Raw genomic sequence first — 26,849 nt, 5'->3', positions numbered from 1 at the left:
GTAAGGTTTCGCTTTTAGCAATCCACGGAGTAGACTCTCCCTCATGTCAACATGTTCGTACGAATGTGTTGGATGAGTTCCATAGTACCCGTTCGTTACACAGATGCTTCCACGAAACCCATTATACCCCGTAAGTATTTAAAATGCACGTGGACAAGGGAGTCCCCGCTTTTGATGCATTTCTTTTCCTCCGAACGTATACCGGGCGCAATATGCTTTTGCAGCTCTCGAAAAAAACATTTTCGTTCTTTGCATACTACCCGGGTATTCAGTCGTCTGCGACAGGCACCGGGCATTTATATGCGGTTGCCCTGTAACAGAGCATCAAGATCAGCGAATACTAATTTAATATCCTGCTGTCCATCTATATTAGTTAAAACACCTTTGTTTTCATAAAAATCAAGCAAAGGTTGTGTTTGCTTCATATTTACTTCCAGACGGTTAGTTACCGTTTCCGGATTATCGTCAGCACGTTGATAAAGCTCGCCACCATCTTTGTCACATACTCCCTCTTTGGCAGGTGGATTAAAGACTAAATGATAAGCAGTTCCACATTCTTTACAAATGCGTCGACCTGTTAGACGTTTGATCAATTCTTCTTGTTCTACTTGAATATTAAGCACATGCTCAATAGATTTATCAAGTTCCGAAAGTAAAGCATCTAGTGCTTCTGCTTGAGGAACTGTACGAGGGAAACCATCAAGCAGGAATCCTTTTTCACAGTCTGGTTTACTTAATCTTTCGCGGACAATACCAATCGTAACTTCATCGGGCACCAAGGCACCTTGATCCATAAACGATTTTGCTTTCAAACCTAGTTCCGTACCATCTTTAATTGCTGCACGAAACATATCGCCTGTAGAAATATGAGGGATTGCGTACTTCTCAACAATTTTATCTGCCTGAGTACCTTTACCAGCACCAGGTAAACCCATTAAAACGATATTCATACGAAAATGCCCCCCAGGACTATATAGTTGATTTTTAGGAACACCAACGTTCCTAAAAACCTACCTTATTTCATAAAGCCTTTATAATGACGTTTAACTAGTTGGGATTCTAGCTGTTTCATCGTTTCGAGTGCAACCCCAACCACGATTAACAAACTTGTACCGCCAATCTGTGCTGACTGCGGAAGATCCGCATATTTCACAAATAGCATCGGCATGATAGAAATGATAGCTAAGAATATAGCTCCAACAAAAGTTAATCGATACAATACGCTAGTTAAATAATTTTGTGTATTGATCCCTGGACGAATCCCTGGAATATACGCACCTTGCTTTTTCAAGTTGTCTGCTACGTTCTCCGGGTTCACTTGAATGAACGCGTAGAAGTAAGTAAACGCAATGATTAAAGCAATATAAATTGTCATACCAATAGGTTGTGTATAATCTAATGCTCTCGTAATAGCATCGGTAGTATTATTTTGACCGAAGAATAATACGATTGACTGAGGCGCCATAAGGAACGCTGAAGCAAAAATTACCGGAATTACTCCCGCAGCATTAACTTTTAAAGGCAAGTGAGTCTGTTGACCACCCGTTTGGGTCGTACCAGAAACACGCTTCGCGTATTGAATTGGAATTTTACGCAACGCTTGTTGAACGTAAATTACTCCAACTGTTACCGCAACAATCGCTAATAAAAGTAAAAGTACTATTACAATATTGATAAACAGTGCATCGCCTGCACCTTCAATTTGCTGTGCGTACACTTGGTTAACTGCGTTTGGAATGGCAGCAGCAATACCAGCGAAGATAATAATAGAAATACCATTACCAACACCTTTAGCGGTAATTTGCTCTCCTAACCACATTAAAAATGCAGTCCCGGCTGTCAAAACAACAGCAATAACTAAGTATGTCAATATACCGTCTTCTTTTATTAAAGAACCACTATACATACGGTTAAAGCCGTATGACATAGCAATCGCTTGAATAAAAGCTAAAACAATTGTGAAGTAACGAGTAAATTGTGCAAGTTTACGTCTTCCGACTTCACCTTGCTTAGCCCACTCTGTAAACTTCGGAACAACATCCATTTGTAGTAATTGTACAATGATGGATGCAGTGATGTAAGGCATGATACCCATTGCTAAAATAGAAAAGTTAGCAAGGGCTCCACCACCAAATGTATTAAGGAAACCAATCAAACCCATTTGGTCTGTTTGTTTTAAAACATCGGCATCGACGTAAGGCACCGGAACAAATGTCCCAATACGAAAGACGATTAACATCAATAATGTAAAAATGATTTTATTTCGAATATCTCTCACACGCATAAAGTTGGAGATTGTTTGAAACATTAAACCACCTCTGTTGATCCGCCAGCGTTCTCAATTGCTTCTTTTGCTGATGCAGAGAATTTATGAGCTCTTACAGTTAACTTCTTGTCAAGTGTTCCATTACCTAGAATCTTGATACCAGATTTCTCACTGCTCACAACACCTGTTTCGATTAATAAAGCAGGTGTAACTTCTGTGCCTTCTTCGAAACGATTTAATGTGTCAAGGTTCACAATTGCGAATTCTTTACGATTAATATTCGTAAATCCACGTTTTGGTAAACGACGGAATAACGGGTTTTGACCGCCCTCAAATCCTGGACGAACGCCTCCGCCTGAACGAGCGTTTTGACCTTTATGACCTTTACCTGATGTTTTACCAGTTCCAGAACCGATTCCGCGTCCGATACGCTTACGCGATGAACGAGATCCTTCTGATGGTTTTAACTCATGAAGTTTCATATGGTGGCACCTCCTTATTCTTAAAATAAACCTTAAATTTCTTTTGTTGTTACTAAGTGAGCTACTTTGCCAACCATCCCGCGGATAGCTGCATTGTCTTGATGCTCTACTGTTTGATGCATTTTACGTAATCCAAGAGCTTCTACTGTTTTGCGTTGAGCTGGTTTAGTACCAATCAAGCTTCTAGTAAGGGTAATTTCTAATTTAGTTGCCATTGTAATTTCCCTCCCTTATCCTAACAGTTCTTCTACTGATTTACCACGTAATTTAGCAACGTCCTCAGCACGTTTTAATTGAGTTAAACCTTCGATTGTAGCACGTACCATGTTGATTGGTGTGTTAGATCCAAGTGATTTAGAAAGAATATCAGTAATACCAGCTAATTCAAGTACCGCACGAACCGGTCCACCAGCAATAACTCCTGTACCAGGTGCTGCAGGTTTAACTAGAATAGATCCAGCACCAAAGTGTCCTACAACTAGGTGAGGAGTAGTTCCTTTAACTCTTGGTACTTCTATTAAGTTTTTCTTCGCGTCTTCAACTGCTTTACGGATAGCGTCTGGAACTTCTTGTGCTTTTCCAGTACCAAATCCTACATGACCATCTTTGTCACCAACAACTACTAATGCAGTAAAACGGAAACGACGTCCACCTTTTACAACTTTAGCAACACGGTTGATCGTTACTACGCGTTCTTCAAGTTCAAGTTTGTTTGGGTCAATACCACGCATGAAATATGTCCCTCCTTCTTCTTAAAATTCTAAGCCGTTTTCACGTGCAGCTTCAGCTAACGCTTTAACACGTCCATGATATAAGTAACCGCCACGGTCAAATACAACAGATTTGATGTTTTTTTCTGTAGCGCGTTTTGCGATTGTTTCACCGATCAATTTAGCAGCTTCTACATTTCCAGCTGTTCCATTGAAATCTTTATCCATAGTGGATGCACTTACGATTGTAACACCTTGAGTATCATCAATCAGTTGTGCGTATAAATGTTTATTAGAACGGAATACATTTAAACGTGGACGTTCAGTAGTACCCGTGATTTTTGTACGAACACGTGCATGACGTTTCTTACGAACTTGATTTTTGTCTTGTTTCGTAATCACAGTGGTCACTCCTTTCTAATGCGAGATGCATTATTTACCTGTTTTACCTTCTTTGCGGCGTACAACTTCGCCTTCATAACGAATACCTTTACCTTTATAAGGCTCTGGTGGACGAACTTGGCGAATGTTAGATGCTAAAGCACCAACGCGTTCTTTATCAATACCGCGAACGATAACTTTTGTATTAGAAGGAACTTCAACTACAAGTCCATCTTCAGGAGTGAACTCAACTGGATGTGAGTACCCTACGTTAAGTACAAGTTTAGTTCCTTGTAATTGTGCACGGTAACCTACCCCAACTAATTCAAGTCCACGTTCGAATCCAGCAGATACACCAGTGATCATGTTAGCTAGCAAAGCGCGAGTTGTTCCATGAATCGTACGGTGTTCTTTTGAATCTGAAGGACGCACTAAAGTTATTACAGTACCTTCTTGCTCAATTTTAATATCTTGGTTAAAAGATTTTGTTAATTCACCTTTTGGTCCTTTTACAACTACTGTGTTTTCAGCGTTAACTGTTACAGTAACTTCTGCAGGAACCTCTATTGGTTTTTTACCTACTCGAGACATTTTGTTGCACCTCCATTCGTTTGTTGATTATTACCAAACGTAAGCTACGATTTCTCCGCCAACTTGTTTAGCGCGAGCTTCTTTATCTGTTAATAAACCATTTGAAGTAGAAACTAAAGCAATTCCTAAACCGTTCAATACTTTAGGTACTTCGTTTGTTTTAGCGTAAACGCGTAGACCAGGTTTTGAAATACGTTTCAAACCAGTGATAACGCGCTCGTCATTTTGACCATATTTTAAGAAGATACGGATGATACCTTGTTTGCTATCTTCTACATATTCAACATCACGGATGAAACCTTCGCGTTTTAAAATCTCCGCGATTTCCTTTTTCAGGTTTGAAGCAGGAACTTCTAATTTCTCGTGACGAACCATGTTAGCATTACGAATGCGTGTAAGCATATCTGCAATTGGATCTGACATTGTCATTACATTTACCTCCTTCCCAGTTATAGGGGATTACCAGCTTGCTTTTTTAACGCCAGGAATTTGTCCCTTGTATGCAAGTTCACGGAAACAAATACGGCAAAGCTTGAATTTACGATATACAGAGTGCGGACGTCCACAACGCTCACAGCGTGTGTATGCTTGCACTTGGAACTTTGGCGTACGTTGTTGTTTAACGATCATTGATTTTTTAGCCACGTTTTCGCCTCCCTTATTTTACTTTTGGAATGGCATACCGAATTGTGTTAATAACTCACGAGCTTCTTCGTCAGAGTTCGCAGTTGTTACAATTACGATGTCCATACCGCGTACTTTCGAAACTTTATCATAATCGATTTCAGGGAAGATTAATTGCTCTTTAACTCCAAGAGTGTAGTTACCGCGACCGTCGAATGCTTTTTTAGAAACACCACGGAAGTCACGTACACGCGGAAGAGAAATAGCGATCAATTTATCCAAGAAGTCATACATACGCTCTCCACGTAGAGTGACTTTTGCACCGATTGGCATACCCTCACGAAGACGGAAACCAGCGATCGATTTTTTAGCTTTCGTAACTACAGGTTTTTGACCTGAAATGATTTGTAATTCTTCTACAGCAGCGTCAAGCGCTTTTGTATTAGATACAGCATCACCAACACCCATATTGATAACGATTTTATCAACTTTAGGTACTTGCATTACTGAGTTATATTCAAACTTGCTCATTAGAGCAGGAGAAACTTCCTTAAGATACTTTTCTTTTAGGCGGTTCATGTGTGTACCTCCCTTCTCTTTACTTATTTAATAATTTCACCGGATTTTTTCGCAACACGAACTTTTTTGCCATCTTCCACTTTAGAACCTACGCGAGTCGGCTCGCCAGTTTTTGGGTCGATTAACATAACATTCGATACGTGGATTGCAGCCTCGTGGCTTACAATTCCTCCTTGCGGATTAGCTTGGTTTGGCTTCATATGTTTTTTGATGATGTTTACACCTTCAACTAACACACGGTCTTTCTTAGGAAAAGCAGTAAGAACAACACCTGTTTTACCTTTGTCTTTACCTGAGATTACCATTACTTTGTCGCCTTTTTTAACATGCATTCTGTCGCACCTCCTTGATTGGCACTTTCATGTAAATTAAAGAACTTCTGGAGCTAAAGATACGATTTTCATGAAGTTGCTGTCGCGTAATTCACGAGCAACTGGTCCGAAAATACGAGTTCCACGCGGTCCTTTATCGTCTTTGATAATAACGCAAGCATTTTCATCAAATTTGATATATGTTCCGTCTTTACGGCGTACGCCGCTCTTAGTGCGAACGATTACAGCTTTAACGACGTCACCCTTCTTGACAACGCCACCTGGTGTTGCTTTCTTAACTGTACATACGACGATATCGCCGATATTAGCAGTTTTACGTCCAGTACCACCAAGTACTTTAATAGTTAAAACTTCACGTGCACCTGAGTTGTCTGCAACTTTCATACGAGTTTCTTGTTGGATCACTTAGGTAACCTCCCTTCGGAATTTATTAGTTCCGAACTTATTATTAGATAATAACCGCTTTTTCTACAACTTCCAATAGGCGGAAGCGTTTAGTAGCTGATAGCGGACGAGTTTCCATGATACGGACGATATCTCCGATTTGGGCTTCGTTTTGCTCATCATGAGCTTTAAATTTCTTAGAATACTTAACACGTTTACCGTATAACTTGTGTTTTTTATGAGTTTCAATTAAAACAGAAATTGTTTTATCCATTTTATCTGATACAACACGGCCAGTGTATACTTTGCGTTGATTACGCTCAGTCATGCCAGAAAACCTCCTTTATCAGTTGTTTGCACTGATTTCTCTTTCACGAACCACAGTTTTCATACGCGCGATAGCTTTACGAACTTCACGAATACGAGCTGTGTTTTCTAATTGACCAGTCGCCAATTGGAAGCGAAGGTTGAAAAGCTCTTCTTTCAGTGATTTTACCTTTTGTTCTATTTCTGCAGTAGTAAGTTCACGGATGTCATTAGCTTTCATTAGATTCACCACCAATTTCTTGACGTTTGATTATTTTACATTTAATCGGAAGCTTATGTGATGCTAAACGTAATGCTTCACGAGCAACTTCTTCAGAAACGCCAGCTATTTCAAACATAATTTTTCCAGGTTTTACAACTGCTACCCATCCTTCAGGAGCACCTTTACCTGAACCCATACGTACCTCAAGAGGCTTTTTCGTATATGGTTTATGAGGGAATATTTTAATCCATACTTTACCGCCACGTTTCATGTAACGTGTCATTGCAATACGAGCTGATTCAATTTGACGACTTGTAATCCAGCTTGCTTCAGTTGCTTGTAAACCGAATTCACCGAATGCTATTTCTTTGCCGCCTTTTGCTTCACCACGCATTTTACCACGGTGTTCACGACGATATTTAACGCGTTTAGGCATTAACATATTATTTGCCTCCTTCCTCAGAGTTCTTCTTAACTGGAAGGACTTCACCACGATAGATCCATACTTTAACGCCTAGCTTACCATAAGTTGTGTCAGCTTCAGCATGTGCATAATCAATGTCAGCACGTAATGTATGAAGTGGTACAGTTCCTTCACTGTAATGTTCAGCACGCGCAATGTCAGCGCCGCCTAAGCGTCCAGATACTTGAGTTTTAATACCTTTAGCGCCAGAACGCATTGTGCGTTGAATTGCTTGTTTTTGAGCACGACGGAAAGATACGCGGCCTTCTAATTGGCGTGCAATACTTTCTGCTACTAATTTAGCATCTAAGTCAGCTCTTTTTATTTCAACAATATTTATGTGTACACGTTTACCAGTTAAATCGTTTAAGTGCTTACGAAGTGCTTCCACTTCAGTACCACCTTTACCGATTACCATACCTGGTTTAGCAGTGTGAATTGTAACGTTAACACGTTTTGCAGCGCGTTCGATTTCTACAGTAGAAACAGAAGCTTCTTTTAAACGAGTTTCGATGTACTTACGGATTTTCAAGTCTTCGTGTAGTAGAGTTGCATAGTCTTTACCAGCGTACCATTTTGACTCCCAGTCACGAATGATGCCTACTCGTAATCCTATAGGATGTACTTTTTGACCCACGAATTATCCCTCCTTCTTCTCTGATACCACGATTGTGATGTGGCTAGTACGTTTGTTAATAGCACTTGCACGTCCCATAGCACGTGGGCGGAAACGTTTTAATGTTGGACCTTCATCAACGAAGACTTCAGAAACAACTAGGTTATTAACATCTAAATCATAATTGTGCTCAGCGTTGGCAACAGCAGATTTCAATACTTTCTCCACTACAGGCGATGCTGCTTTTGGAGTAAGTTGTAAAATCGCAACTGCTTCACCGATTTGCTTACCTCTGATTAAATCAACGACTAATCTTACTTTACGAGGGGCAATGCGCACTGTTTTAGCAATAGCTTTTGCTTGTGACATTTGAATGACCTCCTCTCAAATTAGCGTCTTGTTTTCTTATCATCTGCACCATGACTTTTATAAGCGCGTGTTGGTGCAAACTCGCCTAGTTTATGACCTACCATATCCTCAGTCACGTATACAGGAACATGTTTACGTCCGTCATATACTGCGATAGTTAAACCGATAAAAGTAGGGAAAATTGTTGAACGGCGAGACCAAGTCTTAATCACTTGTTTTTTCTCAGAGTCCTTTTGTGCATCGACCTTTTTCAATAAATGATCGTCTGCGAAAGGTCCTTTTTTCAAGCTACGACCCATGCTGAAACCTCCCTCCGTGATAACACCACGGCTCTATCTGTGAACCGTAGTAAAACCACTTTATTTTTTACGACGACGAATGATAAGTTTGTCGGATTTATTTTTCTTGTTACGAGTTTTGTATCCAAGAGTTGGTTTACCCCATGGAGACATTGGTGACTTACGACCGATTGGAGTTTTACCTTCACCACCACCATGTGGGTGATCGTTCGGGTTCATTACAGATCCACGTACAGTTGGACGTTTGCCTAACCAACGATTACGACCTGCTTTACCAATGTTCACAAGTTCATGTTGTTCGTTTCCTACTTCACCAATTGTAGCGCGGCAAACACCTAGGATTAAACGAACTTCACCAGATTGTAAACGTATGATTACGTATTTACCTTCTTTACCAAGTAATTGAGCAGATGTACCAGCAGAACGAACTAACTGACCACCTTTACCAGGTTTCATTTCGATATTATGGATAGTAGTACCCATTGGGATGTTTTGTAACGGAAGAGCGTTCCCTGCTTTAATATCAGCTTCTGGTCCTGACACGATTGTCATGCCCACTTCTAAGCCTTTAGGAGCTAGGATGTAACGTTTTTCCCCATCCGCATAATTAATTAATGCGATATTCGCAGATCGGTTTGGATCATATTCAATAGTAGCAACGCGTCCTGGTATACCATCTTTATTTCGTTTGAAATCAATGATACGGTATTGACGTTTATGTCCACCACCATGATGACGAACAGTAATTTTACCTTGATTGTTACGGCCGCCTTTACGTTTCACAGGAGCAAGTAGAGATTTCTCTGGCTTGTCAGTTGTGATTTCAGCGTAATCTAATGAAGTCATGTTACGACGTCCGTTTGTCGTTGGTTTATACTTTCTAATCGCCATGTTATTCCCTCCTTCTTGAGTATTAATTCCTTATTAAAAGGATTAGATTTCGAATAACTCGATTTCTTTGCTTTCTAGAGTTAACGTAACAATCGCTTTACGACGTTTGTTTGTATACCCACCAAATTTACCTACGCGTTTGTATTTCCCTTTGTAGTTCATGATGTTAACTTTCTCAACATCTACTCCGAAAATTTCTTCAACAGCGTATTTAACTTGAGTTTTGTTGGCGCGAGTGTCCACTTCGAAAGTGTACTTTTTATCTGCCATTACTTCAGAAGAACGCTCAGTAATGACCGGACGTTTAATAATATCACGTGCTTCCATTATCCAAGCACCTCCTCTACTTTTTCTACTGCAGCTTTAGTCATTACAAGTTTGTTATGACCGATTAAATCTAAAACGTTAATGCCTGTTGCAGACACAACTGTGATTCCAGGGATGTTACGAGCAGCTAATGCTACTGTTTCATCTAAATCAGCAGTTACGAATAACGCTTTTTTATCGATTGAAAGGTTAGATAACACTTTCACGAATTCTTTTGTTTTTGGTGCATCAAATGCTAAACCTTCAAGTACTACAATGCTTTCTTCACGAGCTTTTGTTGAAAGAGCTGAAAGAAGAGCTAAACGACGTACTTTTTTAGGTAATTTGAAGCTGTAACTACGTGGAGTCGGTCCGAAAACAACACCACCACCACGCCATTGTGGAGAGCGGATAGAACCTTGACGAGCACGTCCAGTTCCTTTTTGTTTCCATGGTTTACGTCCACCACCAGCAACTTCAGAACGGTTTTTCACTTTGTGATTACCTTGACGAAGTGAAGCACGTTGAGAAATGATAGCTTCAAATAAAACAGCTTCATTTGGTTCAATACCGAAAACTTTATCGTTTAATTCGATTTCACCAACTGAAGAGCCTGCTTGATTGAATAATGATACTTTTGCCATTCCTGTTTCCTCCTTTCTTAAGAGAATTATTTCGATTTAATAGCAGCTTTAACAACTACTAATGATTTACGAGAACCAGGAACATTACCTTTTACTAATAGTAGATTACGTTCAGTATCCACTCTTACGATTTCTAAGTTTTGGATAGTTACTGTATGTCCACCCATTTGACCAGGTAATTTCTTTTGTTTGAATACACGGTTCGGAGCAACTGGCCCCATTGAACCTGGACGACGGTGGTAACGAGATCCATGGGCCATTGGTCCACGAGATTGTCCGTGGCGTTTAATAACACCTTGGAAACCTTTACCTTTAGTAACACCTGTTACATCAATTACATCGCCTTCTGTAAAACTTTCTACCTTGACTTCTTGACCAACTTCGTAATTAGCTGTATCCAAGCCGCGGAATTCGCGGATGAAGCGCTTAGGAGCAGTGCTTGCTTTAGCTACGTGCCCTTTCGCAGGTTTATTAGAAAGCTTTTCGCGCTTGTCTTCAAAACCTAACTGAATAGCTTCGTAACCGTCTGTTTCAGTTGTTTTCTTTTGAAGTACTACGTTTGGAGTAGCTTCAATAACAGTTACAGGGATTAAGTCACCGTTCTCAGCAAATACTTGCGTCATACCGATTTTTCTACCTAAGATTCCTTTGGTCATTCGTCACACCTCCTATAATAATTTGTGTTTTTTATTTTTTACCATTAAAGTTTGATTTCAATATCAACGCCAGATGGTAAATCAAGCTTCATTAACGCGTCAACAGTTTGTGGTGTTGGGTTAACGATATCGATAAGACGTTTATGCGTACGCATTTCGAATTGCTCACGAGAATCTTTATACTTATGAACAGCACGAAGAATCGTATAAACAGATCTTTCAGTCGGAAGTGGAATCGGACCCGATACACTTGCACCTGAACGTTTAGCAGTTTCCACAATTTTCTCAGCAGATTGATCAAGAATTCTGTGATCATACGCTTTTAAACGGATACGAATTTTTTGTTTTGCCATTACTTTCCCTCCTTTTCGCCTATTTTCTAGACATTCTCCACGAAAATTTTCCGTACACTCGCCATGGCAAAGCGGCCGGGTGTGTCGGTAACCTCTCGCTTCATCGCAGTCAAAGACCAACATTCAACATTATATACAATAAAAAAAGATTTCGCAAGTGTTTTTACGAAATTCTTTTTAATGTTATAACCGCATTACTTTTTTATAATACTTATGTTTTTCTAAGCCGTTGTCTAGTATATAAAATTTCAATGAAAATAGCAACTGATAAGGTTGATAATATTTTTGTAATACGCAATTCCTTCTATACTAATGATTATGTTTTTACTGAAATAAAAGAGACTGGGACAGAAGTAGAAATTTTATTGGATAAGGAGAAACCTTTACTAAATAATGGATATTTAATAAAATTGATTGGAATGGAGGGGCGACTCCTACGGGAATAGCGTGACGCCTGAGACTACAGGCTCTGGCCACGCCCGTGGAAAGCGTCCCTGGAATGGAAATCAATTTTGTGCAGCAAAAAAAACAGCATTTTTCTCACAGAGAAAAATGCTGTTTTGGGGTTCTGTCCCAGCCTCTTCTTTCTATTATTATAGAACAAACACTACTGCAATCCATCCGAAAAGTACGAGTGGAATATTGTAACAAAGAAAAGTCGGAACACAAGTATCCCAAATATGGTTATGCTGTCCATCTACATTTAATCCAGCTGTCGGTCCGAGTGTTGAGTCGGACGCTGGTGAACCAGCATCTCCTAAAGCACCTGCCGTACCTATTAATGCAATTGTCGCTAATGGACTTAACCCGAGTTCCATTGCTAAGGGCACAAAGATAGCAGCGATAATTGGGATAGTAGCAAACGACGAACCTATTCCCATCGTCACGACCAATCCGATGACTAGCATGATCAACACTGCCACACTCACATTACCTGCTAAAAGCTTAGAGGATGCTTCCACAAGGCTTTTCACATGCCCTGTTGCATTAATGACCGCTGCAAATCCATTTGCTGTAATCATCACGAAACCAACGAACGCCATCATGCGCATACCTTCTGTCAGAAGTACATCTGCCTCTCTCCTTTTTAAAGCACCACTAATATAAAGTACAACGATACCCGCTAGTGCTCCTGCGATCATAGAATCTGTCTCAACCTGAACAACCAGAGCTGCTATTAAGGAAATAATAGTAAAGATTATACTACTTTTCTTCACTTCTACCTCTAATTCACTTACCTTCACGGCTTCTTGTTTATAGTTTCTAGGTTTGCGAAATAAAACAAACGCCGTTACTAATCCGAAAACCATTCCCAGAGCTGGAACCGACATCGCCTTTGGAATATCACTTAATGCTATCTCTAAACCTGATAGCCCCATCTGCGTTGCAACGATTTCTTGATAGATTGCACCAAATCCATACGGCAGAAACATATACGGAGTGATTAAACCGAACGCTAGAATACATGCTATCAACCTTCGATCCACTTGTAACATGTTCAACACTTTTAAGATTGGCGGTACTAACAATGGGATAAAGGCAATATGAATCGGTATCAAGTTCTGCGAGAACACAGCCATCGACAGTAACAATAAGAAGACTAGAGCTTTTACAAGCCCAGTTTTATTCGAGTCACCCTTGCTCTTTACTAGCTTCAGAATCGCTATTACTAATAATTCCGGTATACCAGTCTTAGAGATAGCGACGGCAAAGCCCCCTAGCAGCCCATAACTTAACGCTATGGTCGCTCCAGCACCTAACCCACCTGTAAATGCGTCAATTGTTTCTGCAACCGACAGACCAGCTGTAAGCCCTCCTACAAGGGCTCCTATAATTAACGAGAATACTACATTGATACGAAGTAAACTCAATACTAACATGACTATTACTGCAATTAAAACAGCATTCATATAAAACACTCACTTTCACACACTAGATTACTAACACATAGAAGTTTACTTGTTATTAAGTTTTATGTCAACATAAAAACCTCTTCGCAAAGTTGCAAAGAGGCTCATTTTTACAATGATTCGTTCACTACCTTACGATAGTACCCGATAGATAAAAATGCAAAAGTAGAATATAAAATCACATACACACCCATCGTTATTAATAAGGGAGCTAATAGTTCGGTACCAAAGAACATCCATCCGGACTTAACCGCAAAATAACTATGCGCTAGTCCTATGATTAACGGTACACCAAAGTTAAACAATTGCTTAATATAAATTCCTTTCATTAATTCATTTGTCGTAAATCCTATCTTGCGTAGATTTGTATAAGACGAGCGTTCTTCGTCGGCTTCACTCATTTGTTTAAAGTACAAAATGCTACCAGTAGCGATTAAAAATGCTAAACCTAAAAATCCTGTCACAAAGATTACTAATCCCATCATTTCCAACGTATCTTTCCGATAAGCTTCTTGACTTTCTACTTTCACGATTCTTCTTTCACCGGTATTTTTCATTACCTCTAGCATTCCAGCATTAGTTGTTTCTTCATATATAGTCTGAACTTCTGATAAGTGTGAACTATCCTCTAAGTCAATACCGACTTGTTTGTTCCAAAATGTTTGTTGTTGTATCAGCTTATCTTCCGAAAGTGTTTCAAATAACTCGTCATTTACAACGATCGACATACCTCCGCCTGATAGATAATACGCAAGAAGTGAATCCTCTGTTATTTCTTTTATTGTGATCTCAAGTTTTCCACTAGAGGTTGTCATTTGAACAGGATTATTTGGTTCTAGCTTTATTAGTTCAGCCATTACATCACTGTATCCTACTAAATAAGCTTCGCCGTCCTTTAACTCAAGTCCAGCTATAACCTGTTGCGCATCACTAAGTTTAGCAACTGGCATAAGACTCTTCGTCGTAACATTTATACCCTCAGGAATTTTACTAGTATATAACTCCGCAGTCTCAACTTCCATATCTAGCAATTCAATAGTTGTTTCCGTATATCGAATATTCCTATCGTCTAATGCAGCTATAAATGCTTCACCGCCATTGTTTGGTATTACATAATCAAACGGTATATTCTGTCTTGCTACTGATCCTGCAGAATAATAAGAGATGTATGACAAACACAGAATGCCTAATGCAGTCGCCGATATAATAGTTATGGTCGTAAGTGACATTGCATTAGATTTCATCCGATGCATGATAGGGGACAAGGACAATACGTCTACAATCGACAAGTGACCTCTTTTTTGTTTACGTATTACATTCAAAACAAAAGATACTGAAAAACGAAATACAAAATACGTTCCACTAATAGTACTCACTAAAATAATTATCATTCTTAGAAACAAGGCATTGACACTATCAATTTCTATATCGAATAGTTTAGTTGAAGAATAGTAGCCATAACTGATCAATAGAAGCCCGATTAATCCTAAACCCATTTGTAGACCACTAAATCTCTTGACCTTTGTATCCGCAATAGCCGTTGCAGTAAAAAGCGTCAGCAAGGACACACGACGTATTTGAATCATCGTCTGTATCAGTACTACAATAAGAAGAGCTACAAACACTACTATTGTCATTTGCAAAGCATCTACTGAAAAAAGCAAATCAACACTTGCTTCCTTTTCTAAAATTCGTAGCAAAATCATCGCAAACAATCGAGATGTCAAAAATCCAATTCCAACACCGATTCCAATCGCACCAACCCATAAAATAATATTTTCCAAAGCTAATAATCTAGTCACTAATCCTTTAGACATACCAATTAGCTGGTACAATCCGATCTCCTTGCTTCTCCTCTTCATAAATAAATGATTAGCGTATAATACGAAAAATACTACAACAAACAGCAGAATAAAAGAAGCAGATTTTAACCCTGCAGAAGCTTTCACTCCTTCAGATATTTCGAGAACACTTGGATTATACTGTAATGTCACAAAGGAAAAATACAGTGACACACTAAAGATCAATGCGAAGAAGTACAAATAGTAGTGCCTAATATTTTTCTTCATACTTCTAAATACTAGTTGACTAAGCGTCATAACCATCACCACCAAGCACACCTTGTGTATTTATTATCTCCTGGAAGAACTGTTTACGGTTCTTCTCTCCTTTATATAATTCGGTATATAACTGACCATCTTTTAAAAATAATACTCTGGAGCAAAAACTAGCTGCGACAGCATCATGCGTTACCATCATAATAGTTACTTGTTTGTCTTTATTAATCTTTTCTAAATTACTCAATAGAGTGGTAGCAGCTTTAGAATCCAGCGCCCCCGTCGGTTCATCAGCAAAAACAATAGTAGGCTTACTTATTAACGCTCTCGCTGCAGAAGTCCTCTGCTTTTGCCCGCCTGATATTTCATTTGGATATTTATTAGCCAGTTCCTGAATGTCTAATATTCTTGTTATTTCCTGAAAGCGTTGTTCTGCTTCCTGTTTAGAGATTTTACTAATAGAAAGTGGCAATAATATATTTTCTTTTACCGTCAATGTATCTAACAAATTGTAATCTTGAAAGATAAAACCTAATTGTTCTCTACGAAAATTGGATAATGCTTTTTCCTTCATTGTACGTAGGTTATGTCCACCTATTTCGATAACCCCTTCTGTTGCTTTATCTATAGAAGCAAGTACATTCAATAAAGTTGTCTTTCCAGATCCAGACGGACCCATTATTCCTACGAATTCTCCTTCGGTTACCTCTAAGTCAATCCCTTTCAACACTTCCTGCGATGTTGCCTTCTTGCCATATATTTTCTTTATTTTACGACCGCTCAGTATAGTCATGTATGTTCCTCCTACAACTTAGTAACCTAATTGTACGATTTTTCTTTTCATTAATCGTTTGATTTACGTTACAAACAAATAAAGTAGATGACAATTTTGTCACCTACCTAAAATCTTCACTATCTCATTTTTTAATGGAAATTGAAGAGAAAATGTCGAACCTGTTCCAATATTAGAAGAGACTAGTACTTGGATACCTAACTGCTCAGCGACGTTTTTAGCCAAGTAAAGTCCCATTCCAGTAGATGCGGTAGTTTGTCGACCATTTGTTCCCGTGAAAGCTTTTTCAAAAATTCTAGGTAAATCTGCCTGAGAAATCCCTGTCCCAGAGTCTCTGATCATTAAAATGATATGACCTGTGTCATCTATAGCAGTTCGAATATGAATTTCACTGTCCGCATTGCTGTACTTTACCGCATTGGATACTAATTGCCTCACAATAAAGGCTAGCCATTTTTGATCGGACAACACTTTTACTTCTAAATTTTCTAAGTCAAACCCAATGTTTTTCTGTATACACCATGCTTGAAATTCTTTAATTTCCATGTGTAATATCTTTTGAATGTCTACTTCTTCAATCATATAATCTTTTTCTATAGAAGAAAGTCTTGTGTTATGTAATTGCTGATCTAATAATAGATGGATTCGGAGCCATTCTACTTCTAGCTTTTTTTGAGCATTTCTATCATCTAACGAATCTATCATCAGCTTCATGCTAGTAAGCGGAGTTTTTACCTCATGAATCCATGCAAGCGTGTGATCATTTTCTTCTAAATGCTCTACTTTTAACCCATTAAGCTCTTCTTTTGCAACTAAAACAAGATCATCTATCGTAGTAGATAGTGTCTTCTCAAAGCTAGAATATCCATCTGGAAAAGATTCTAGTATGAAATCTAAATCTTTTTCGTTAGTCAAACTACTTACTAACGCTTTAATATACTTAGTTTCTTGGAAATATCGCCATATAAAAAAGAATACAAATGCAGTGATATTGATAAAGTTAATATATAGTATGGAGATTTCCATAAAGGCTACATCCAAAGTAAGTATGAAATTCAACCAAATCTGTAGAGTGAAAAAAAAGAGAATCCATGACTTTCTTTCTTTGATGTACAAAATGAACAAAATTTTTATCCCTCCCTAGTGACCGCCATATATCCCAAACCTTTTTTTGTTATAATCACATCTGCAAGTCCAATTTCCTCTAGTTTGGAGCGAAGGCGGTTAACGTTTACGGACAATGTATTATCATTAACAAAGCGCTCATCATCCCAAAGTTTTCGCATTAATTCATCTCTCGATACTATTTTATCCACAGATTGCAGCAGTACCCGCAATATAAATAACTCATTTTTCGTTAAATCTATCATTTTATCGATATAAGTAATTTCACCTTTTGCAAAATCGATAATAGCCCCATTCCAATTACTTATATCCATAGAATCTTCTTGGTAATCATTTGTCCTTCTAAGAAGGGCTTGGACTTTGGCAACTAATACATCGAGATGAAATGGTTTTTGTACAAAATCATCCGCACCCATCTGCATAGCCATGATCATATCCATAGGGTGATCTCTCGAAGACAAGAAAATAATCGGAACCTTAGATATACGACGTATTTCTCTACACCAATGAAATCCATCATATGCTGGCAATTGAATATCTATAAGAACAAAATGTGGTTTTTCCTTGATAAAAGTAGACATTACTTTTTGAAAATCTTCTGGTCTACTAACGTCAAATGACCATTGCACAAATCTTTCTTTAAGCATTTCAAATATGGCATTATCATCTTCAATTACAAATACTTTCATCGTCATCGACTAATTCACCTCTTTTGACTAGTGTACACTATTTTTTCATACAAAAAAAACCATCTCGTCGTCACGAGATGGTTTTTATATTAAAGAATTATAGATTACTTAGTGATATTAGCAACTACACCAGCGCCTACAGTACGTCCACCCTCACGGATAGAGAATTTAGTACCTTCTTCAAGAGCGATAGGTGAGATTAGAGATACAGTCATTTCGATGTTATCTCCAGGCATAACCATTTCTACACCTTCAGGTAAGTTACAAACACCAGTTACGTCAGTTGTACGGAAGTAGAACTGAGGACGGTAGTTTGAGAAGAATGGAGTATGACGTCCACCCTCTTCTTTTGAAAGAACATAAACTTCAGCTTTGAAGTCTGTGTGTGGTGTAATTGAACCTGGTTTAGCTAATACTTGACCACGTTGGATGTCATCACGAGAAACCCCACGAAGAAGAGCACCAATGTTATCTCCAGCTTCAGCATAGTCAAGAAGTTTACGGAACATTTCAACACCAGTTACAGTAGTTGATTTTGCTTCTTCAGAAATACCGATAATGTCTACAACGTCACCAATTTTAACTTGGCCACGCTCAACACGTCCAGTAGCAACTGTACCACGACCAGTGATTGAGAATACATCCTCAACTGGCATCATGAATGGTTTGTCAGTTTGACGTTCTGGAGTTGGGATATAGCTATCTACAGCGTCCATTAATTCAACGATTTTTTCTTCCCAATCTGCTTCGCCTTCAAGAGCTTTAAGAGCAGAACCTTTGATTACAGGAATGTCGTCGCCTGGGAAGTCGTATTCAGAAAGAAGGTCACGAATTTCCATTTCAACTAATTCAAGTAATTCTTCGTCATCAACCATATCACATTTGTTCATGAATACAACTAGGTAAGGAACACCTACTTGACGTGAAAGAAGGATATGCTCACGAGTTTGTGGCATCGGGCCATCAGCAGCAGATACTACTAAGATTCCTCCGTCCATTTGTGCTGCACCTGTGATCATGTTTTTAACATAGTCAGCATGTCCTGGGCAGTCTACGTGCGCGTAGTGACGAGTTGCTGTTTCATACTCAACGTGTGAAGTATTGATTGTGATACCGCGTTCTTTTTCTTCAGGTGCGTTATCGATGTCAGCGTATGATCTAGCTGTACCACCCATTTTTTTAGAAAGAACTGTTGCGATAGCAGCAGTTAGAGTTGTTTTACCATGGTCAACGTGTCCGATTGTACCAATGTTAGCATGTGTTTTGGAGCGGTCAAATTTTTCTTTAGCCATTAGAGAAGTCCTCCTCAGTAATTGTATGATTTTTTATTATAAAAGTAAGGGACTTAAAGCCCCTTGCCTTTCATAGACTACAAATTAGTTATACTTTAATTTTGGTGAAAATTCAATTATTCACCTTTATTTTTTTTGATAATTTCTTCAGAAATTGATTTTGGAACATCTTCATAGTGATCGAATGTCATTGAGAAGACTCCGCGTCCTTGCGTATTAGAACGTAAAGACGTTGCATATCCGAACATTTCAGCAAGCGGAACCATTGAACGTACAACTTGTGCGTTACCGCGAGCGTCCATACCTTCAACGCGTCCACGACGTGAAGTAATATCACCCATGATGTCTCCTAAATATTCTTCAGGAATAACAACTTCAACTTTCATGATTGGCTCAAGAATTACTGGGTTTACTTTAGAAACAGCATTTTTCAATGCCATAGAAGCAGCAACTTTGAAGGCCATCTCATTCGAGTCAACATCATGATATGAGCCATCGTATAATTTTGCTTTAATATCGATTAATGGATATCCAGCAAGTACACCATTGTTAAGTGAGTCACGAAGACCTGCCTCAACAGCTGGAATGTATTCACGTGGAACTACCCCACCGACAACAGCATTTTCAAATTCAAAGCCTTTTCCTTCTTCGTTTGGAGAGAATTCAATCCAAACGTGTCCGAATTGACCACGTCCACCTGATTGACGTACGAATTTACCTTCAACTTTTGCTGAAGAGCGGAAAGTTTCACGGTAAGATACTTGAGGAGCACCTACGTTAGCTTCTACTTTAAATTCGCGACGCATACGGTCAACTAAGATATCAAGGTGAAGTTCACCCATACCAGCGATAATAACTTGACCAGTTTCTTGGTCTGTATGAACGCGGAATGTTGGATCTTCTTCTGCTAATTTTACAAGAGCAGCACCCATTTTATCTTGGTCAGCTTTAGATTTTGGCTCAACTGATAAAGAAATAACTGGTTCTGGGAATTCCATAGACTCTAGAATTACTAAAGCTTTTTCATCACACAGTGTATCTCCAGTTGTTGTATCTTTCAGTCCTACAGCTGCAGCGATATCTCCAGCATGTACTTCTGAAATCTCTTCACGAGAGTTAGCATGCATTTGTAGGATACGTCCTACACGCTCACGCTTACCTTTAGTAGAGTTTTGAACGTAAGATCCAGCTTGTAATGTACCAGAATATACACGGAAGAATGTTAATTTACCAACGTAAGGGTCAGTCATAACTTTAAATGCTAATGCTGAGAATGGCTCTGAATCGTCAGAATGACGTTCAATTTCATCATCAGAATTAGGATCGATTCCTTTCATTGCTGGAATATCAAGTGGTGATGGTAGGTATGCAACAACTGCGTCAAGAACTTTTTGAACACCTTTGTTTTTAAATGCAGTACCACACACTACTGGATAGAATTCTACGTTTAGGGTACCTTTACGGATACCGTTAACTAATTCTTCGTTCGTGATTTCTTCACCATTTAAATATTTGTCCATTAAATCTTCGTCAAGTTCAGCAACCGCTTCTACTAATTTTTCACGGTATTCTTGTGCTTGAGCTTTGTATTCTTCAGGAATTTCACCTTCTTGAATATCTGTCCCTAAGTCATTACCATACAAAGTAGCAGTCATCGTTACTAAGTCGATAATTCCAGTAAACTGGTCTTCTGCACCGATTGGTAATTGAATTGGATGAGCGTTAGCTTGTAAACGATCGTGTAGAGTTCCTACAGAATATAAGAAGTCAGCACCCGTTTTATCCATTTTGTTGATGAAAACAATACGTGGAACGCCGTAAGTTGTAGCTTGACGCCATACTGTTTCTGTTTGTGGTTCAACACCAGATTGAGCATCCAGTACTGTAACCGCACCATCAAGTACACGAAGTGAACGTTCAACTTCAACAGTGAAGTCTACGTGTCCAGGTGTATCGATGATATTTACACGGTGATTATCCCAAGCAGCTGTTGTTGCAGCTGAAGTAATAGTGATTCCACGTTCTTGTTCTTGCTCCATCCAGTCCATCTGTGATGCACCTTCATGAGTTTCCCCGATTTTGTGGATTTTACCAGTGTAATAAAGAATACGCTCCGTAGTAGTCGTTTTACCAGCATCGATGTGAGCCATGATCCCGATATTACGTGTTTTTTCTAAGGAGAACTCTCTAGCCATATTGTATTTCTCCTTCCATATTCGGATTAGAGTATGATTTTATATTTATTTTAAAAAAGATTTTACCAACGATAGTGAGCGAATGCTTTATTAGCTTCTGCCATTTTGTGCATATCTTCACGTTTTTTAACTGAAGCACCAGTGTTGTTAGATGCATCAAGAATTTCGTTAGCTAAACGTTCTTCCATTGTTTTTTCTCCACGAAGGCGTGAATAGTTTACTAAGTAACGAAGACCTAGTGTTGAACGACGGTCAGGACGTACTTCAACCGGTACTTGGTAGTTAGCACCACCAACACGACGAGCACGAACTTCTAGAACTGGCATTACATTGTTTAGAGCAGCTTCAAATACTTCTAATGCATCTTTACCAGAACGTTCTTTAACAAGTTCAAACGCTCCGTATAGAATTTTTTGAGAAGTACCTCTTTTACCGTCAACCATCATTTTATTGATTAAACGAGTTACTAGTTTTGAATTATAAATTGGATCTGGTAACACGTCACGTTTGGAAACAGGACCTTTACGAGGCATGTGTTTTCCTCCTTTCGACGAATGTCAAATTATTAATTAAATTATTTCTTTTCTTTAGGGCGTTTTGCACCATAAAGTGAACGACTTTGCATACGACCAGTAACACCAGCAGTATCAAGAGCACCACGTACGATATGGTAACGTACTCCTGGTAAATCTTTTACTTTTCCTCCGCGGATAAGTACAACACTATGTTCTTGTAGGTTGTGTCCTTCTCCTGGAATATAAGCAGTAACCTCTAACGTATTAGTTAAACGTACACGCGCATATTTACGAAGTGCTGAGTTAGGTTTTTTCGGCGTCATAGTACCAACACGAGTACAAACCCCACGTTTTTGTGGAGAGTTAAGGTTAGTACCAGCCTTTTTAAAGCTGTTATAACCTCTTCCTAGTGCAGGAGACTTTGATTTCGTACTTTTGGATTGACGAGGCTTACGTACCAATTGGTTAATTGTAGGCATCGATTATTCCTCCCTTCATTTGTTCTTGTTAATACCACACATCCAGGTGGTTCATTTTTTGGGTAAAAACAAAGTCTTTGTGCTTAACACAAAAACTGTTACACAGTAATAGCTACAACTGACGCCGCTAAGCGCAGTCCACAAGCCTTACCAAGATCTACTTTAGACTCAACATAGTTAATCGAAACATTGTTATCCACGGCTGTTAGTCGTGCTAGTTCAATGATTCTCTCTTCTACATCTAGTGCAATATAAACTTCGTTGACAAGCCCTTTTTTCATTGCTTTTACTGCTTGCTTTGTACCTATGATTGTTTCTTTCGCTTGTTTCACTTTTTCATAAGACATTTACATATCCTCCAAAGGTACAAGTCAAATAACTATCAACCTTAAATATATTATCATTCATTGAAAAAGGTGTCAACAATAATCATGAAAATATTAGGGAGAAATATAATTTCTCCTCCCTAATATTCATTTGTTTTACTCAGCGTTAACTAATTCTTTTTCAGCATCTGCTTCATTGTCTGTGATTTTTATTTGGCGATAACGTTGCATACCTGTACCAGCCGGAACTAGTTTACCGATAATTACGTTTTCTTTCAATCCTAATAATTCATCACGTTTTCCTTTAATCGCTGCGTCTGTTAAAACACGAGTCGTTTCTTGGAATGATGCAGCAGACAAGAATGATTCTGTTTCAAGAGAAGCTTTAGTAATACCAAGGATAACTGGACGACATGTTGCAGGAATTTTAGCTTGTAATACTGCTTCCTTGTTCGCTTCAGCAAATTGATGGATATCTAGTAGTGATCCTGGAAGTAGGTCTGTTTCTCCAGCTTCAATCACACGTACTTTACGAAGCATTTGGCGTACCATCACTTCGATATGTTTATCTCCAATTTCTACCCCTTGCATACGGTAAACTTTTTGAACTTCTTTTAATAAGTACTCTTGAACAGTTGAAACGTCTTTAACTCTCAACAATTCCTTAGGATCCACAGAACCCTCAGTAAGTACTTGACCACGGTGCATTGTATCGTTTAATTGAACTTTTAGACGTGCATTGTATGGTGCCAAGTATTTACGAGTTTCTACATTTCCTTGAATTGTAATTTCTTTTTGGCCTTCTCTAATTTCATCAATTTCAGTAACAGTACCTGAAATTTCGGAAATAACAGCTTGCCCTTTAGGATTACGAGCTTCGAAAATCTCTTGGATACGCGGAAGACCTTGTGTAATATCGTCTCCAGCAACACCACCTGTATGGAACGTACGCATTGTTAACTGCGTACCTGGTTCTCCAATTGATTGAGCTGCAATAATACCAACTGCTTCTCCTACTTCAACTGTGTCTCCAGTAGCTAAGTTCAAGCCGTAACATTTTTTACAAACACCGTGTTTTGTATTACAAGTAAATGCAGAGCGAATTGTTAACTCACTAATACCTGCTTCTTCAATAACACGAGCGACATCTTGTGTAATTAACCCGTCTCTTTCTAAAATCAGTTCATTTGTAGTTGGGTGGAAGATTGTTTTCTTCGCATGACGACCTACAATACGTTCGCCAAACTCTTCAATAACTTCCGTACCTTCCATAAGTGAGCCGATCAGTAATCCACGGTCAGTTCCACAATCATCTTCACGAACGATTACATCTTGCGCAACGTCTACTAGACGACGAGTTAAGTAACCTGAATCGGCAGTTTTAAGAGCTGTATCGGCAAGACCTTTACGAGCACCATGTGTAGAGATGAAGTATTCAAGTACTGTTAACCCTTCACGGAATGATGACTTGATCGGAAGTTCGATAATTCGACCAGCCGGATTGGCCATAAGTCCGCGCATACCTGCAAGTTGAGTAAAGTTAGATGCATTACCACGGGCACCTGAGTCACTCATCATGAAGATCGGGTTCATGTTATCTAGTGATTTCATCAGTTTATCTTGAATAACTTCTTTTGCTTTACTCCAGTGTCCAATAACACTAGCATAACGCTCTTCTTCCGTTATTAGACCACGACGGAATTGCTTAATAACTTTATCTACTTTACCTTGTGCTTCTTCAAGAATTTCACCTTTGTCTGGGAGTACGACGATATCAGAGATACCAATTGTAATACCAGCTTTAGTGGAATATTTGAATCCAAGTGCTTTCATACGGTCAAGCATTTTCGACGTTTCTGTAATATGGAATCGTTTAAACACTTCCGCAATGATATTTCCAAGGATTTTCTTCTTGAATGGCTGTACAAGATCCATAGACTCGATATGCTTTTTCACATCTGTAATCATTGGAACGAAATATTTCTCCGGAGTTTCAATTTGTAAATTGAAATCTGTCGGTTCATTGATGTACGGGAACGTTTCTGGAAGTATTTCATTGAAAATTACTTTACCTACAGTCGTTAACAATAGCATGTTGTTTTGTTCTTCTGTAAATGTTTGATTGTTTACTGATGCTGCCGGTATTGCGATACGTGTATGCAAATGTACATGACCAGTATTATAAGCAATTAGCACTTCTTGTGGACCATAGAATGTTGAACCTTCGCCCATTGCACCTTTACGCTCAAGTGTTAAGTAATAGTTTCCTAAAACCATATCTTGAGATGGTGTAACTACCGGTTTCCCATCTTTCGGGTTCAAAATGTTTTGTGCTGCAAGCATTAGTAAACGAGCTTCCGCTTGTGCTTCTGCTGATAAAGGAACGTGAACAGCCATTTGGTCACCATCAAAGTCAGCATTATATGCTGTACATACTAGAGGGTGAAGGCGAATTGCGCGACCTTCCACTAATGTTGGTTCGAATGCTTGGATACCAAGACGGTGAAGAGTAGGGGCACGGTTAAGTAAAACCGGATGCTCTCTAATTACATCTTCTAATACATCCCATACTTCAGCATGCATACGCTCAATTTTACGTTTTGCACTCTTAATGTTGTGGGCTAAGCCACGTTCAACAAGTTCTTTCATCACAAATGGTTTGAATAGTTCAATTGCCATTTCTTTTGGAAGTCCACATTGATACATTTTCAAGTTTGGTCCTACTACGATAACGGAACGACCAGAGTAGTCAACACGTTTACCAAGTAGATTTTGACGGAAACGACCTTGTTTCCCTTTTAACATATGTGAAAGTGATTTCAGCGGGCGGTTACCTGGTCCTGTTACCGGACGGCCACGACGACCATTATCAATCAATGCATCAACAGCTTCTTGTAGCATACGTTTTTCATTTTGAACGATGATACTAGGAGCACCAAGATCCAATAGACGTTTTAAACGGTTATTACGGTTAATAACACGACGATATAAATCATTTAAATCCGATGTAGCAAAGCGTCCACCATCCAATTGAACCATTGGACGTAATTCCGGGGGAATTACTGGTAGCACGTCTAAAATCATCCAGTCAGGTCTGTTCCCTGAGTTACGGAAAGACTCTACAACTTCTAAACGTTTAATCGCACGTGTACGACGCTGACCTTGAGCTGTTTTCAACTCTTCTTTTAATTGTTCTGTTTCACTTTCTAAATCAATTTCTGAAAGTAAACGCTTGATAGCTTCTGCACCCATTGCAGCTTGAAACTTAGTACCAAACTTATCGCGATATGCACGGTACTCTTTTTCCGAAAGCAATTGTTTCTTCTCAAGAGGTGTATCTGCTGGCTCTATTACTACGTAAGAAGCAAAGTAAATTACTTCTTCTAGTGATCTTGGAGACATATCCAAAATCAGACCCATACGACTTGGGATACCTTTGAAATACCAAATATGTGATACAGGAGCAGCTAATTCGATGTGGCCCATACGTTCACGACGTACTTTTGCACGCGTTACCTCTACTCCACAACGGTCACATACAACACCTTTATAACGAACGCGTTTATATTTACCGCAATGACATTCCCAGTCTTTTGTAGGACCAAAAATGCGTTCACAGAATAAACCATCTTTTTCAGGTTTTAATGTACGATAGTTAATTGTTTCAGGTTTTTTTACTTCCCCATAAGACCATGAACGGATTTTATCAGGTGAAGCTAAACCAATTTTCATATACTCAAAATTATTAACGTCTATCAAGGAGCCTACCTCCCTTTAGTCTTGTGTCTTTTAAAAGACTTTTCCAAGTAGCTCTGCATTATGCAATTTTATACGGAAATACGGACAGGTATCACCTGTCCGATTTTTGATGTTCAATCTAATCTAGAATTTAATTTGCTCAAGCCCATGGTAGCGCCTTACGCTTTTCTTATTGTCTAGACTTCAGGTGCCAGCCACTCTAGTCGCTTCAGGTTTAAGAATAAAGGTAAAGTA

Annotated in this window: 35 protein-coding genes; 1 reads left to right on the top strand and 34 read right to left on the bottom strand. The window is 38.9% G+C overall.

Annotated elements, in window-relative coordinates:
- Positions 1 to 296: 296 nt before the first annotated feature.
- The 23 genes from MKY37_RS11345 to rpsJ all read right to left on the bottom strand — a co-directional run bounded on the left by MKY37_RS11345 (position 297) and on the right by rpsJ (position 11,475).
- Entirely contained in the window at positions 297 to 950 is a 654-nt protein-coding gene (locus MKY37_RS11345) for an adenylate kinase (protein ID WP_340777089.1), read from the bottom strand.
- 65 nt (positions 951 to 1,015) lie between these two features.
- Positions 1,016 to 2,308, bottom strand: coding sequence for a preprotein translocase subunit SecY (secY, locus tag MKY37_RS11340; RefSeq protein WP_340777088.1), 1,293 nt, complete (start codon positions 2,306 to 2,308; stop codon positions 1,016 to 1,018).
- Complete coding sequence (gene rplO, locus MKY37_RS11335) at positions 2,308 to 2,748, bottom strand: 50S ribosomal protein L15 (RefSeq protein WP_093062500.1); 441 nt, start codon at positions 2,746 to 2,748, stop codon at positions 2,308 to 2,310. Before rplO ends, secY begins: the two co-directional genes overlap by 1 nt.
- Before the next feature lie 32 nt (positions 2,749 to 2,780).
- Entirely contained in the window at positions 2,781 to 2,963 is a 183-nt protein-coding gene (gene rpmD, locus MKY37_RS11330) for a 50S ribosomal protein L30 (RefSeq protein WP_090567866.1), read from the bottom strand.
- Between the two features lie 15 nt (positions 2,964 to 2,978).
- A complete protein-coding gene (gene rpsE / locus MKY37_RS11325) occupies positions 2,979 to 3,479 on the bottom strand; it encodes a 30S ribosomal protein S5 (protein WP_090567863.1) in 501 nt (166 codons plus the stop codon).
- 21 nt (positions 3,480 to 3,500) lie between these two features.
- A complete protein-coding gene (gene rplR / locus MKY37_RS11320; protein WP_169359354.1) occupies positions 3,501 to 3,860 on the bottom strand; it encodes a 50S ribosomal protein L18 in 360 nt (119 codons plus the stop codon).
- A gap of 30 nt (positions 3,861 to 3,890) precedes the next feature.
- Positions 3,891 to 4,430, bottom strand: coding sequence for a 50S ribosomal protein L6 (gene rplF, locus MKY37_RS11315; RefSeq protein WP_211895970.1), 540 nt, complete (start codon positions 4,428 to 4,430; stop codon positions 3,891 to 3,893).
- 30 nt (positions 4,431 to 4,460) lie between these two features.
- Positions 4,461 to 4,859, bottom strand: coding sequence for a 30S ribosomal protein S8 (rpsH, locus tag MKY37_RS11310; RefSeq protein ID WP_090567854.1), 399 nt, complete (start codon positions 4,857 to 4,859; stop codon positions 4,461 to 4,463).
- Between the two features lie 30 nt (positions 4,860 to 4,889).
- Positions 4,890 to 5,075, bottom strand: a complete 186-nt coding sequence (locus MKY37_RS11305; protein ID WP_093537852.1) for a type Z 30S ribosomal protein S14 — start codon at positions 5,073 to 5,075, stop codon at positions 4,890 to 4,892.
- Positions 5,076 to 5,093: 18 nt separating this feature from the next.
- Positions 5,094 to 5,633 carry a 50S ribosomal protein L5 gene (gene rplE / locus MKY37_RS11300; protein WP_090567848.1) on the bottom strand — a complete coding sequence of 180 codons (540 nt, stop codon included), beginning with the start codon at positions 5,631 to 5,633 and terminating at the stop codon, positions 5,094 to 5,096.
- Positions 5,634 to 5,656: 23 nt separating this feature from the next.
- Positions 5,657 to 5,965, bottom strand: coding sequence for a 50S ribosomal protein L24 (rplX, locus tag MKY37_RS11295; RefSeq protein WP_090567845.1), 309 nt, complete (start codon positions 5,963 to 5,965; stop codon positions 5,657 to 5,659).
- A 36-nt stretch (positions 5,966 to 6,001) separates the two neighbouring features.
- Positions 6,002 to 6,370 (bottom strand): 50S ribosomal protein L14, encoded by a 369-nt coding sequence (gene rplN / locus MKY37_RS11290; protein ID WP_053591327.1) that lies wholly within the window; start codon positions 6,368 to 6,370, stop codon positions 6,002 to 6,004.
- A 43-nt stretch (positions 6,371 to 6,413) separates the two neighbouring features.
- Entirely contained in the window at positions 6,414 to 6,677 is a 264-nt protein-coding gene (gene rpsQ, locus MKY37_RS11285; RefSeq protein WP_090567844.1) for a 30S ribosomal protein S17, read from the bottom strand.
- A gap of 18 nt (positions 6,678 to 6,695) precedes the next feature.
- Positions 6,696 to 6,896 (bottom strand): 50S ribosomal protein L29, encoded by a 201-nt coding sequence (gene rpmC / locus MKY37_RS11280; protein WP_090567840.1) that lies wholly within the window; start codon positions 6,894 to 6,896, stop codon positions 6,696 to 6,698.
- Positions 6,886 to 7,320 carry a 50S ribosomal protein L16 gene (gene rplP, locus MKY37_RS11275; RefSeq protein ID WP_090567838.1) on the bottom strand — a complete coding sequence of 145 codons (435 nt, stop codon included), beginning with the start codon at positions 7,318 to 7,320 and terminating at the stop codon, positions 6,886 to 6,888. The genes rpmC and rplP overlap by 11 nt, the downstream gene beginning before the upstream one ends.
- A 1-nt stretch (position 7,321) precedes the next feature.
- Positions 7,322 to 7,978 (bottom strand): 30S ribosomal protein S3, encoded by a 657-nt coding sequence (gene rpsC / locus MKY37_RS11270; RefSeq protein ID WP_090567835.1) that lies wholly within the window; start codon positions 7,976 to 7,978, stop codon positions 7,322 to 7,324.
- Positions 7,979 to 7,981: 3 nt separating this feature from the next.
- Positions 7,982 to 8,326 carry a 50S ribosomal protein L22 gene (gene rplV / locus MKY37_RS11265; RefSeq protein WP_093062492.1) on the bottom strand — a complete coding sequence of 115 codons (345 nt, stop codon included), beginning with the start codon at positions 8,324 to 8,326 and terminating at the stop codon, positions 7,982 to 7,984.
- Between the two features lie 20 nt (positions 8,327 to 8,346).
- On the bottom strand, positions 8,347 to 8,625 hold the full coding sequence (gene rpsS, locus MKY37_RS11260) for a 30S ribosomal protein S19 (RefSeq protein ID WP_090567829.1): 279 nt from the start codon (positions 8,623 to 8,625) through the stop codon (positions 8,347 to 8,349).
- 60 nt (positions 8,626 to 8,685) lie between these two features.
- Positions 8,686 to 9,516 carry a 50S ribosomal protein L2 gene (gene rplB / locus MKY37_RS11255; protein ID WP_340777076.1) on the bottom strand — a complete coding sequence of 277 codons (831 nt, stop codon included), beginning with the start codon at positions 9,514 to 9,516 and terminating at the stop codon, positions 8,686 to 8,688.
- Between the two features lie 42 nt (positions 9,517 to 9,558).
- Entirely contained in the window at positions 9,559 to 9,843 is a 285-nt protein-coding gene (gene rplW, locus MKY37_RS11250) for a 50S ribosomal protein L23 (RefSeq protein ID WP_090567820.1), read from the bottom strand.
- The gene (gene rplD, locus MKY37_RS11245; RefSeq protein WP_211895971.1) at positions 9,843 to 10,466 is read right to left on the bottom strand and encodes a 50S ribosomal protein L4; all 624 of its coding nucleotides are present in this window, start codon (positions 10,464 to 10,466) and stop codon (positions 9,843 to 9,845) included. Before rplD ends, rplW begins: the two co-directional genes overlap by 1 nt.
- 26 nt (positions 10,467 to 10,492) lie before the next feature.
- Positions 10,493 to 11,122, bottom strand: a complete 630-nt coding sequence (rplC, locus tag MKY37_RS11240) for a 50S ribosomal protein L3 (RefSeq protein WP_340777072.1) — start codon at positions 11,120 to 11,122, stop codon at positions 10,493 to 10,495.
- Between the two features lie 44 nt (positions 11,123 to 11,166).
- The gene (rpsJ, locus tag MKY37_RS11235; RefSeq protein ID WP_042478628.1) at positions 11,167 to 11,475 is read right to left on the bottom strand and encodes a 30S ribosomal protein S10; all 309 of its coding nucleotides are present in this window, start codon (positions 11,473 to 11,475) and stop codon (positions 11,167 to 11,169) included.
- A gap of 251 nt (positions 11,476 to 11,726) precedes the next feature.
- On the opposite strand from rpsJ, the gene MKY37_RS11230 reads away from it, so the two are divergent.
- Positions 11,727 to 11,921 (top strand): hypothetical protein, encoded by a 195-nt coding sequence (locus MKY37_RS11230; protein WP_340777070.1) that lies wholly within the window; start codon positions 11,727 to 11,729, stop codon positions 11,919 to 11,921.
- A 147-nt stretch (positions 11,922 to 12,068) separates the two neighbouring features.
- Here the strand turns inward: MKY37_RS11230 and MKY37_RS11225 are convergent, their stop codons facing one another.
- The 11 genes from MKY37_RS11225 to rpoC all read right to left on the bottom strand — a co-directional run bounded on the left by MKY37_RS11225 (position 12,069) and on the right by rpoC (position 26,615).
- Positions 12,069 to 13,385 (bottom strand): Na+/H+ antiporter family protein, encoded by a 1,317-nt coding sequence (locus tag MKY37_RS11225; RefSeq protein ID WP_340777068.1) that lies wholly within the window; start codon positions 13,383 to 13,385, stop codon positions 12,069 to 12,071.
- 110 nt (positions 13,386 to 13,495) lie between these two features.
- Positions 13,496 to 15,484 carry an FtsX-like permease family protein gene (locus MKY37_RS11220; RefSeq protein WP_340777066.1) on the bottom strand — a complete coding sequence of 663 codons (1,989 nt, stop codon included), beginning with the start codon at positions 15,482 to 15,484 and terminating at the stop codon, positions 13,496 to 13,498.
- The gene (locus tag MKY37_RS11215) at positions 15,474 to 16,235 is read right to left on the bottom strand and encodes an ABC transporter ATP-binding protein (protein WP_340777063.1); all 762 of its coding nucleotides are present in this window, start codon (positions 16,233 to 16,235) and stop codon (positions 15,474 to 15,476) included. The genes MKY37_RS11220 and MKY37_RS11215 overlap by 11 nt, the downstream gene beginning before the upstream one ends.
- Before the next feature lie 99 nt (positions 16,236 to 16,334).
- Complete coding sequence (locus MKY37_RS11210; protein ID WP_340777060.1) at positions 16,335 to 17,261, bottom strand: sensor histidine kinase; 927 nt, start codon at positions 17,259 to 17,261, stop codon at positions 16,335 to 16,337.
- Positions 17,262 to 17,365: 104 nt separating this feature from the next.
- A complete protein-coding gene (locus tag MKY37_RS11205) occupies positions 17,366 to 18,049 on the bottom strand; it encodes a response regulator transcription factor (protein ID WP_340779910.1) in 684 nt (227 codons plus the stop codon).
- Between the two features lie 104 nt (positions 18,050 to 18,153).
- Positions 18,154 to 19,341, bottom strand: coding sequence for an elongation factor Tu (gene tuf / locus MKY37_RS11200; protein WP_340777058.1), 1,188 nt, complete (start codon positions 19,339 to 19,341; stop codon positions 18,154 to 18,156).
- A 116-nt stretch (positions 19,342 to 19,457) separates the two neighbouring features.
- A complete protein-coding gene (gene fusA, locus MKY37_RS11195; RefSeq protein WP_340777056.1) occupies positions 19,458 to 21,536 on the bottom strand; it encodes an elongation factor G in 2,079 nt (692 codons plus the stop codon).
- 62 nt (positions 21,537 to 21,598) lie between these two features.
- On the bottom strand, positions 21,599 to 22,069 hold the full coding sequence (gene rpsG / locus MKY37_RS11190; RefSeq protein ID WP_090567783.1) for a 30S ribosomal protein S7: 471 nt from the start codon (positions 22,067 to 22,069) through the stop codon (positions 21,599 to 21,601).
- Positions 22,070 to 22,110: 41 nt separating this feature from the next.
- Positions 22,111 to 22,530, bottom strand: a complete 420-nt coding sequence (rpsL, locus tag MKY37_RS11185) for a 30S ribosomal protein S12 (RefSeq protein WP_340777053.1) — start codon at positions 22,528 to 22,530, stop codon at positions 22,111 to 22,113.
- Between the two features lie 98 nt (positions 22,531 to 22,628).
- Positions 22,629 to 22,877 carry a ribosomal L7Ae/L30e/S12e/Gadd45 family protein gene (locus tag MKY37_RS11180; protein ID WP_340777051.1) on the bottom strand — a complete coding sequence of 83 codons (249 nt, stop codon included), beginning with the start codon at positions 22,875 to 22,877 and terminating at the stop codon, positions 22,629 to 22,631.
- A gap of 135 nt (positions 22,878 to 23,012) precedes the next feature.
- Positions 23,013 to 26,615 (bottom strand): DNA-directed RNA polymerase subunit beta', encoded by a 3,603-nt coding sequence (rpoC, locus tag MKY37_RS11175; protein ID WP_340777049.1) that lies wholly within the window; start codon positions 26,613 to 26,615, stop codon positions 23,013 to 23,015.
- Between the last annotated feature and the right edge of the window lie 234 nt (positions 26,616 to 26,849).

Source organism: Psychrobacillus sp. FSL K6-2836 (genome assembly GCF_038003085.1).
Taxonomy (GTDB): Bacteria; Bacillota; Bacilli; order Bacillales_A; family Planococcaceae; genus Psychrobacillus.
Note: the sequence above shows the minus strand (reverse complement) of the source record. Positions and strands in the feature narration are given on the sequence as shown.

What these genes read in the sequence shown, in the direction of transcription:
- MKY37_RS11345 (WP_340777089.1), bottom strand. Translation starts at nt 950, where the DNA reads ATGAATATCGTTTTAATGGGTTTACCTGGTGCTGGTAAAGGTACTCAG.
- secY (WP_340777088.1), bottom strand. Translation starts at nt 2,308, where the DNA reads ATGTTTCAAACAATCTCCAACTTTATGCGTGTGAGAGATATTCGAAAT.
- rplO (WP_093062500.1), bottom strand. Translation starts at nt 2,748, where the DNA reads ATGAAACTTCATGAGTTAAAACCATCAGAAGGATCTCGTTCATCGCGT.
- rpmD (WP_090567866.1), bottom strand. Translation starts at nt 2,963, where the DNA reads ATGGCAACTAAATTAGAAATTACCCTTACTAGAAGCTTGATTGGTACT.
- rpsE (WP_090567863.1), bottom strand. Translation starts at nt 3,479, where the DNA reads ATGCGTGGTATTGACCCAAACAAACTTGAACTTGAAGAACGCGTAGTA.
- rplF (WP_211895970.1), bottom strand. Translation starts at nt 4,430, where the DNA reads ATGTCTCGAGTAGGTAAAAAACCAATAGAGGTTCCTGCAGAAGTTACT.
- rpsH (WP_090567854.1), bottom strand. Translation starts at nt 4,859, where the DNA reads ATGACAATGTCAGATCCAATTGCAGATATGCTTACACGCATTCGTAAT.
- rplE (WP_090567848.1), bottom strand. Translation starts at nt 5,633, where the DNA reads ATGAACCGCCTAAAAGAAAAGTATCTTAAGGAAGTTTCTCCTGCTCTA.
- rplX (WP_090567845.1), bottom strand. Translation starts at nt 5,965, where the DNA reads ATGCATGTTAAAAAAGGCGACAAAGTAATGGTAATCTCAGGTAAAGAC.
- rpsQ (WP_090567844.1), bottom strand. Translation starts at nt 6,677, where the DNA reads ATGACTGAGCGTAATCAACGCAAAGTATACACTGGCCGTGTTGTATCA.
- rpmC (WP_090567840.1), bottom strand. Translation starts at nt 6,896, where the DNA reads ATGAAAGCTAATGACATCCGTGAACTTACTACTGCAGAAATAGAACAA.
- rplP (WP_090567838.1), bottom strand. Translation starts at nt 7,320, where the DNA reads ATGTTAATGCCTAAACGCGTTAAATATCGTCGTGAACACCGTGGTAAA.
- rplV (WP_093062492.1), bottom strand. Translation starts at nt 8,326, where the DNA reads ATGTCACAAGCAAAAGCTATTGCTAAAACAGTGCGCATTGCCCCTCGT.
- rpsS (WP_090567829.1), bottom strand. Translation starts at nt 8,625, where the DNA reads ATGGGTCGTAGCTTGAAAAAAGGACCTTTCGCAGACGATCATTTATTG.
- rplB (WP_340777076.1), bottom strand. Translation starts at nt 9,516, where the DNA reads ATGGCGATTAGAAAGTATAAACCAACGACAAACGGACGTCGTAACATG.
- rplW (WP_090567820.1), bottom strand. Translation starts at nt 9,843, where the DNA reads ATGGAAGCACGTGATATTATTAAACGTCCGGTCATTACTGAGCGTTCT.
- rplD (WP_211895971.1), bottom strand. Translation starts at nt 10,466, where the DNA reads ATGGCAAAAGTATCATTATTCAATCAAGCAGGCTCTTCAGTTGGTGAA.
- rplC (WP_340777072.1), bottom strand. Translation starts at nt 11,122, where the DNA reads ATGACCAAAGGAATCTTAGGTAGAAAAATCGGTATGACGCAAGTATTT.
- rpsJ (WP_042478628.1), bottom strand. Translation starts at nt 11,475, where the DNA reads ATGGCAAAACAAAAAATTCGTATCCGTTTAAAAGCGTATGATCACAGA.
- MKY37_RS11230 (WP_340777070.1), top strand. Translation starts at nt 11,727, where the DNA reads ATGAAAATAGCAACTGATAAGGTTGATAATATTTTTGTAATACGCAAT.
- MKY37_RS11225 (WP_340777068.1), bottom strand. Translation starts at nt 13,385, where the DNA reads ATGAATGCTGTTTTAATTGCAGTAATAGTCATGTTAGTATTGAGTTTA.
- MKY37_RS11220 (WP_340777066.1), bottom strand. Translation starts at nt 15,484, where the DNA reads ATGACGCTTAGTCAACTAGTATTTAGAAGTATGAAGAAAAATATTAGG.
- MKY37_RS11215 (WP_340777063.1), bottom strand. Translation starts at nt 16,235, where the DNA reads ATGACTATACTGAGCGGTCGTAAAATAAAGAAAATATATGGCAAGAAG.
- MKY37_RS11210 (WP_340777060.1), bottom strand. Translation starts at nt 17,261, where the DNA reads ATGGAAATCTCCATACTATATATTAACTTTATCAATATCACTGCATTT.
- MKY37_RS11205 (WP_340779910.1), bottom strand. Translation starts at nt 18,049, where the DNA reads ATGAAAGTATTTGTAATTGAAGATGATAATGCCATATTTGAAATGCTT.
- tuf (WP_340777058.1), bottom strand. Translation starts at nt 19,341, where the DNA reads ATGGCTAAAGAAAAATTTGACCGCTCCAAAACACATGCTAACATTGGT.
- fusA (WP_340777056.1), bottom strand. Translation starts at nt 21,536, where the DNA reads ATGGCTAGAGAGTTCTCCTTAGAAAAAACACGTAATATCGGGATCATG.
- rpsG (WP_090567783.1), bottom strand. Translation starts at nt 22,069, where the DNA reads ATGCCTCGTAAAGGTCCTGTTTCCAAACGTGACGTGTTACCAGATCCA.
- rpsL (WP_340777053.1), bottom strand. Translation starts at nt 22,530, where the DNA reads ATGCCTACAATTAACCAATTGGTACGTAAGCCTCGTCAATCCAAAAGT.
- MKY37_RS11180 (WP_340777051.1), bottom strand. Translation starts at nt 22,877, where the DNA reads ATGTCTTATGAAAAAGTGAAACAAGCGAAAGAAACAATCATAGGTACA.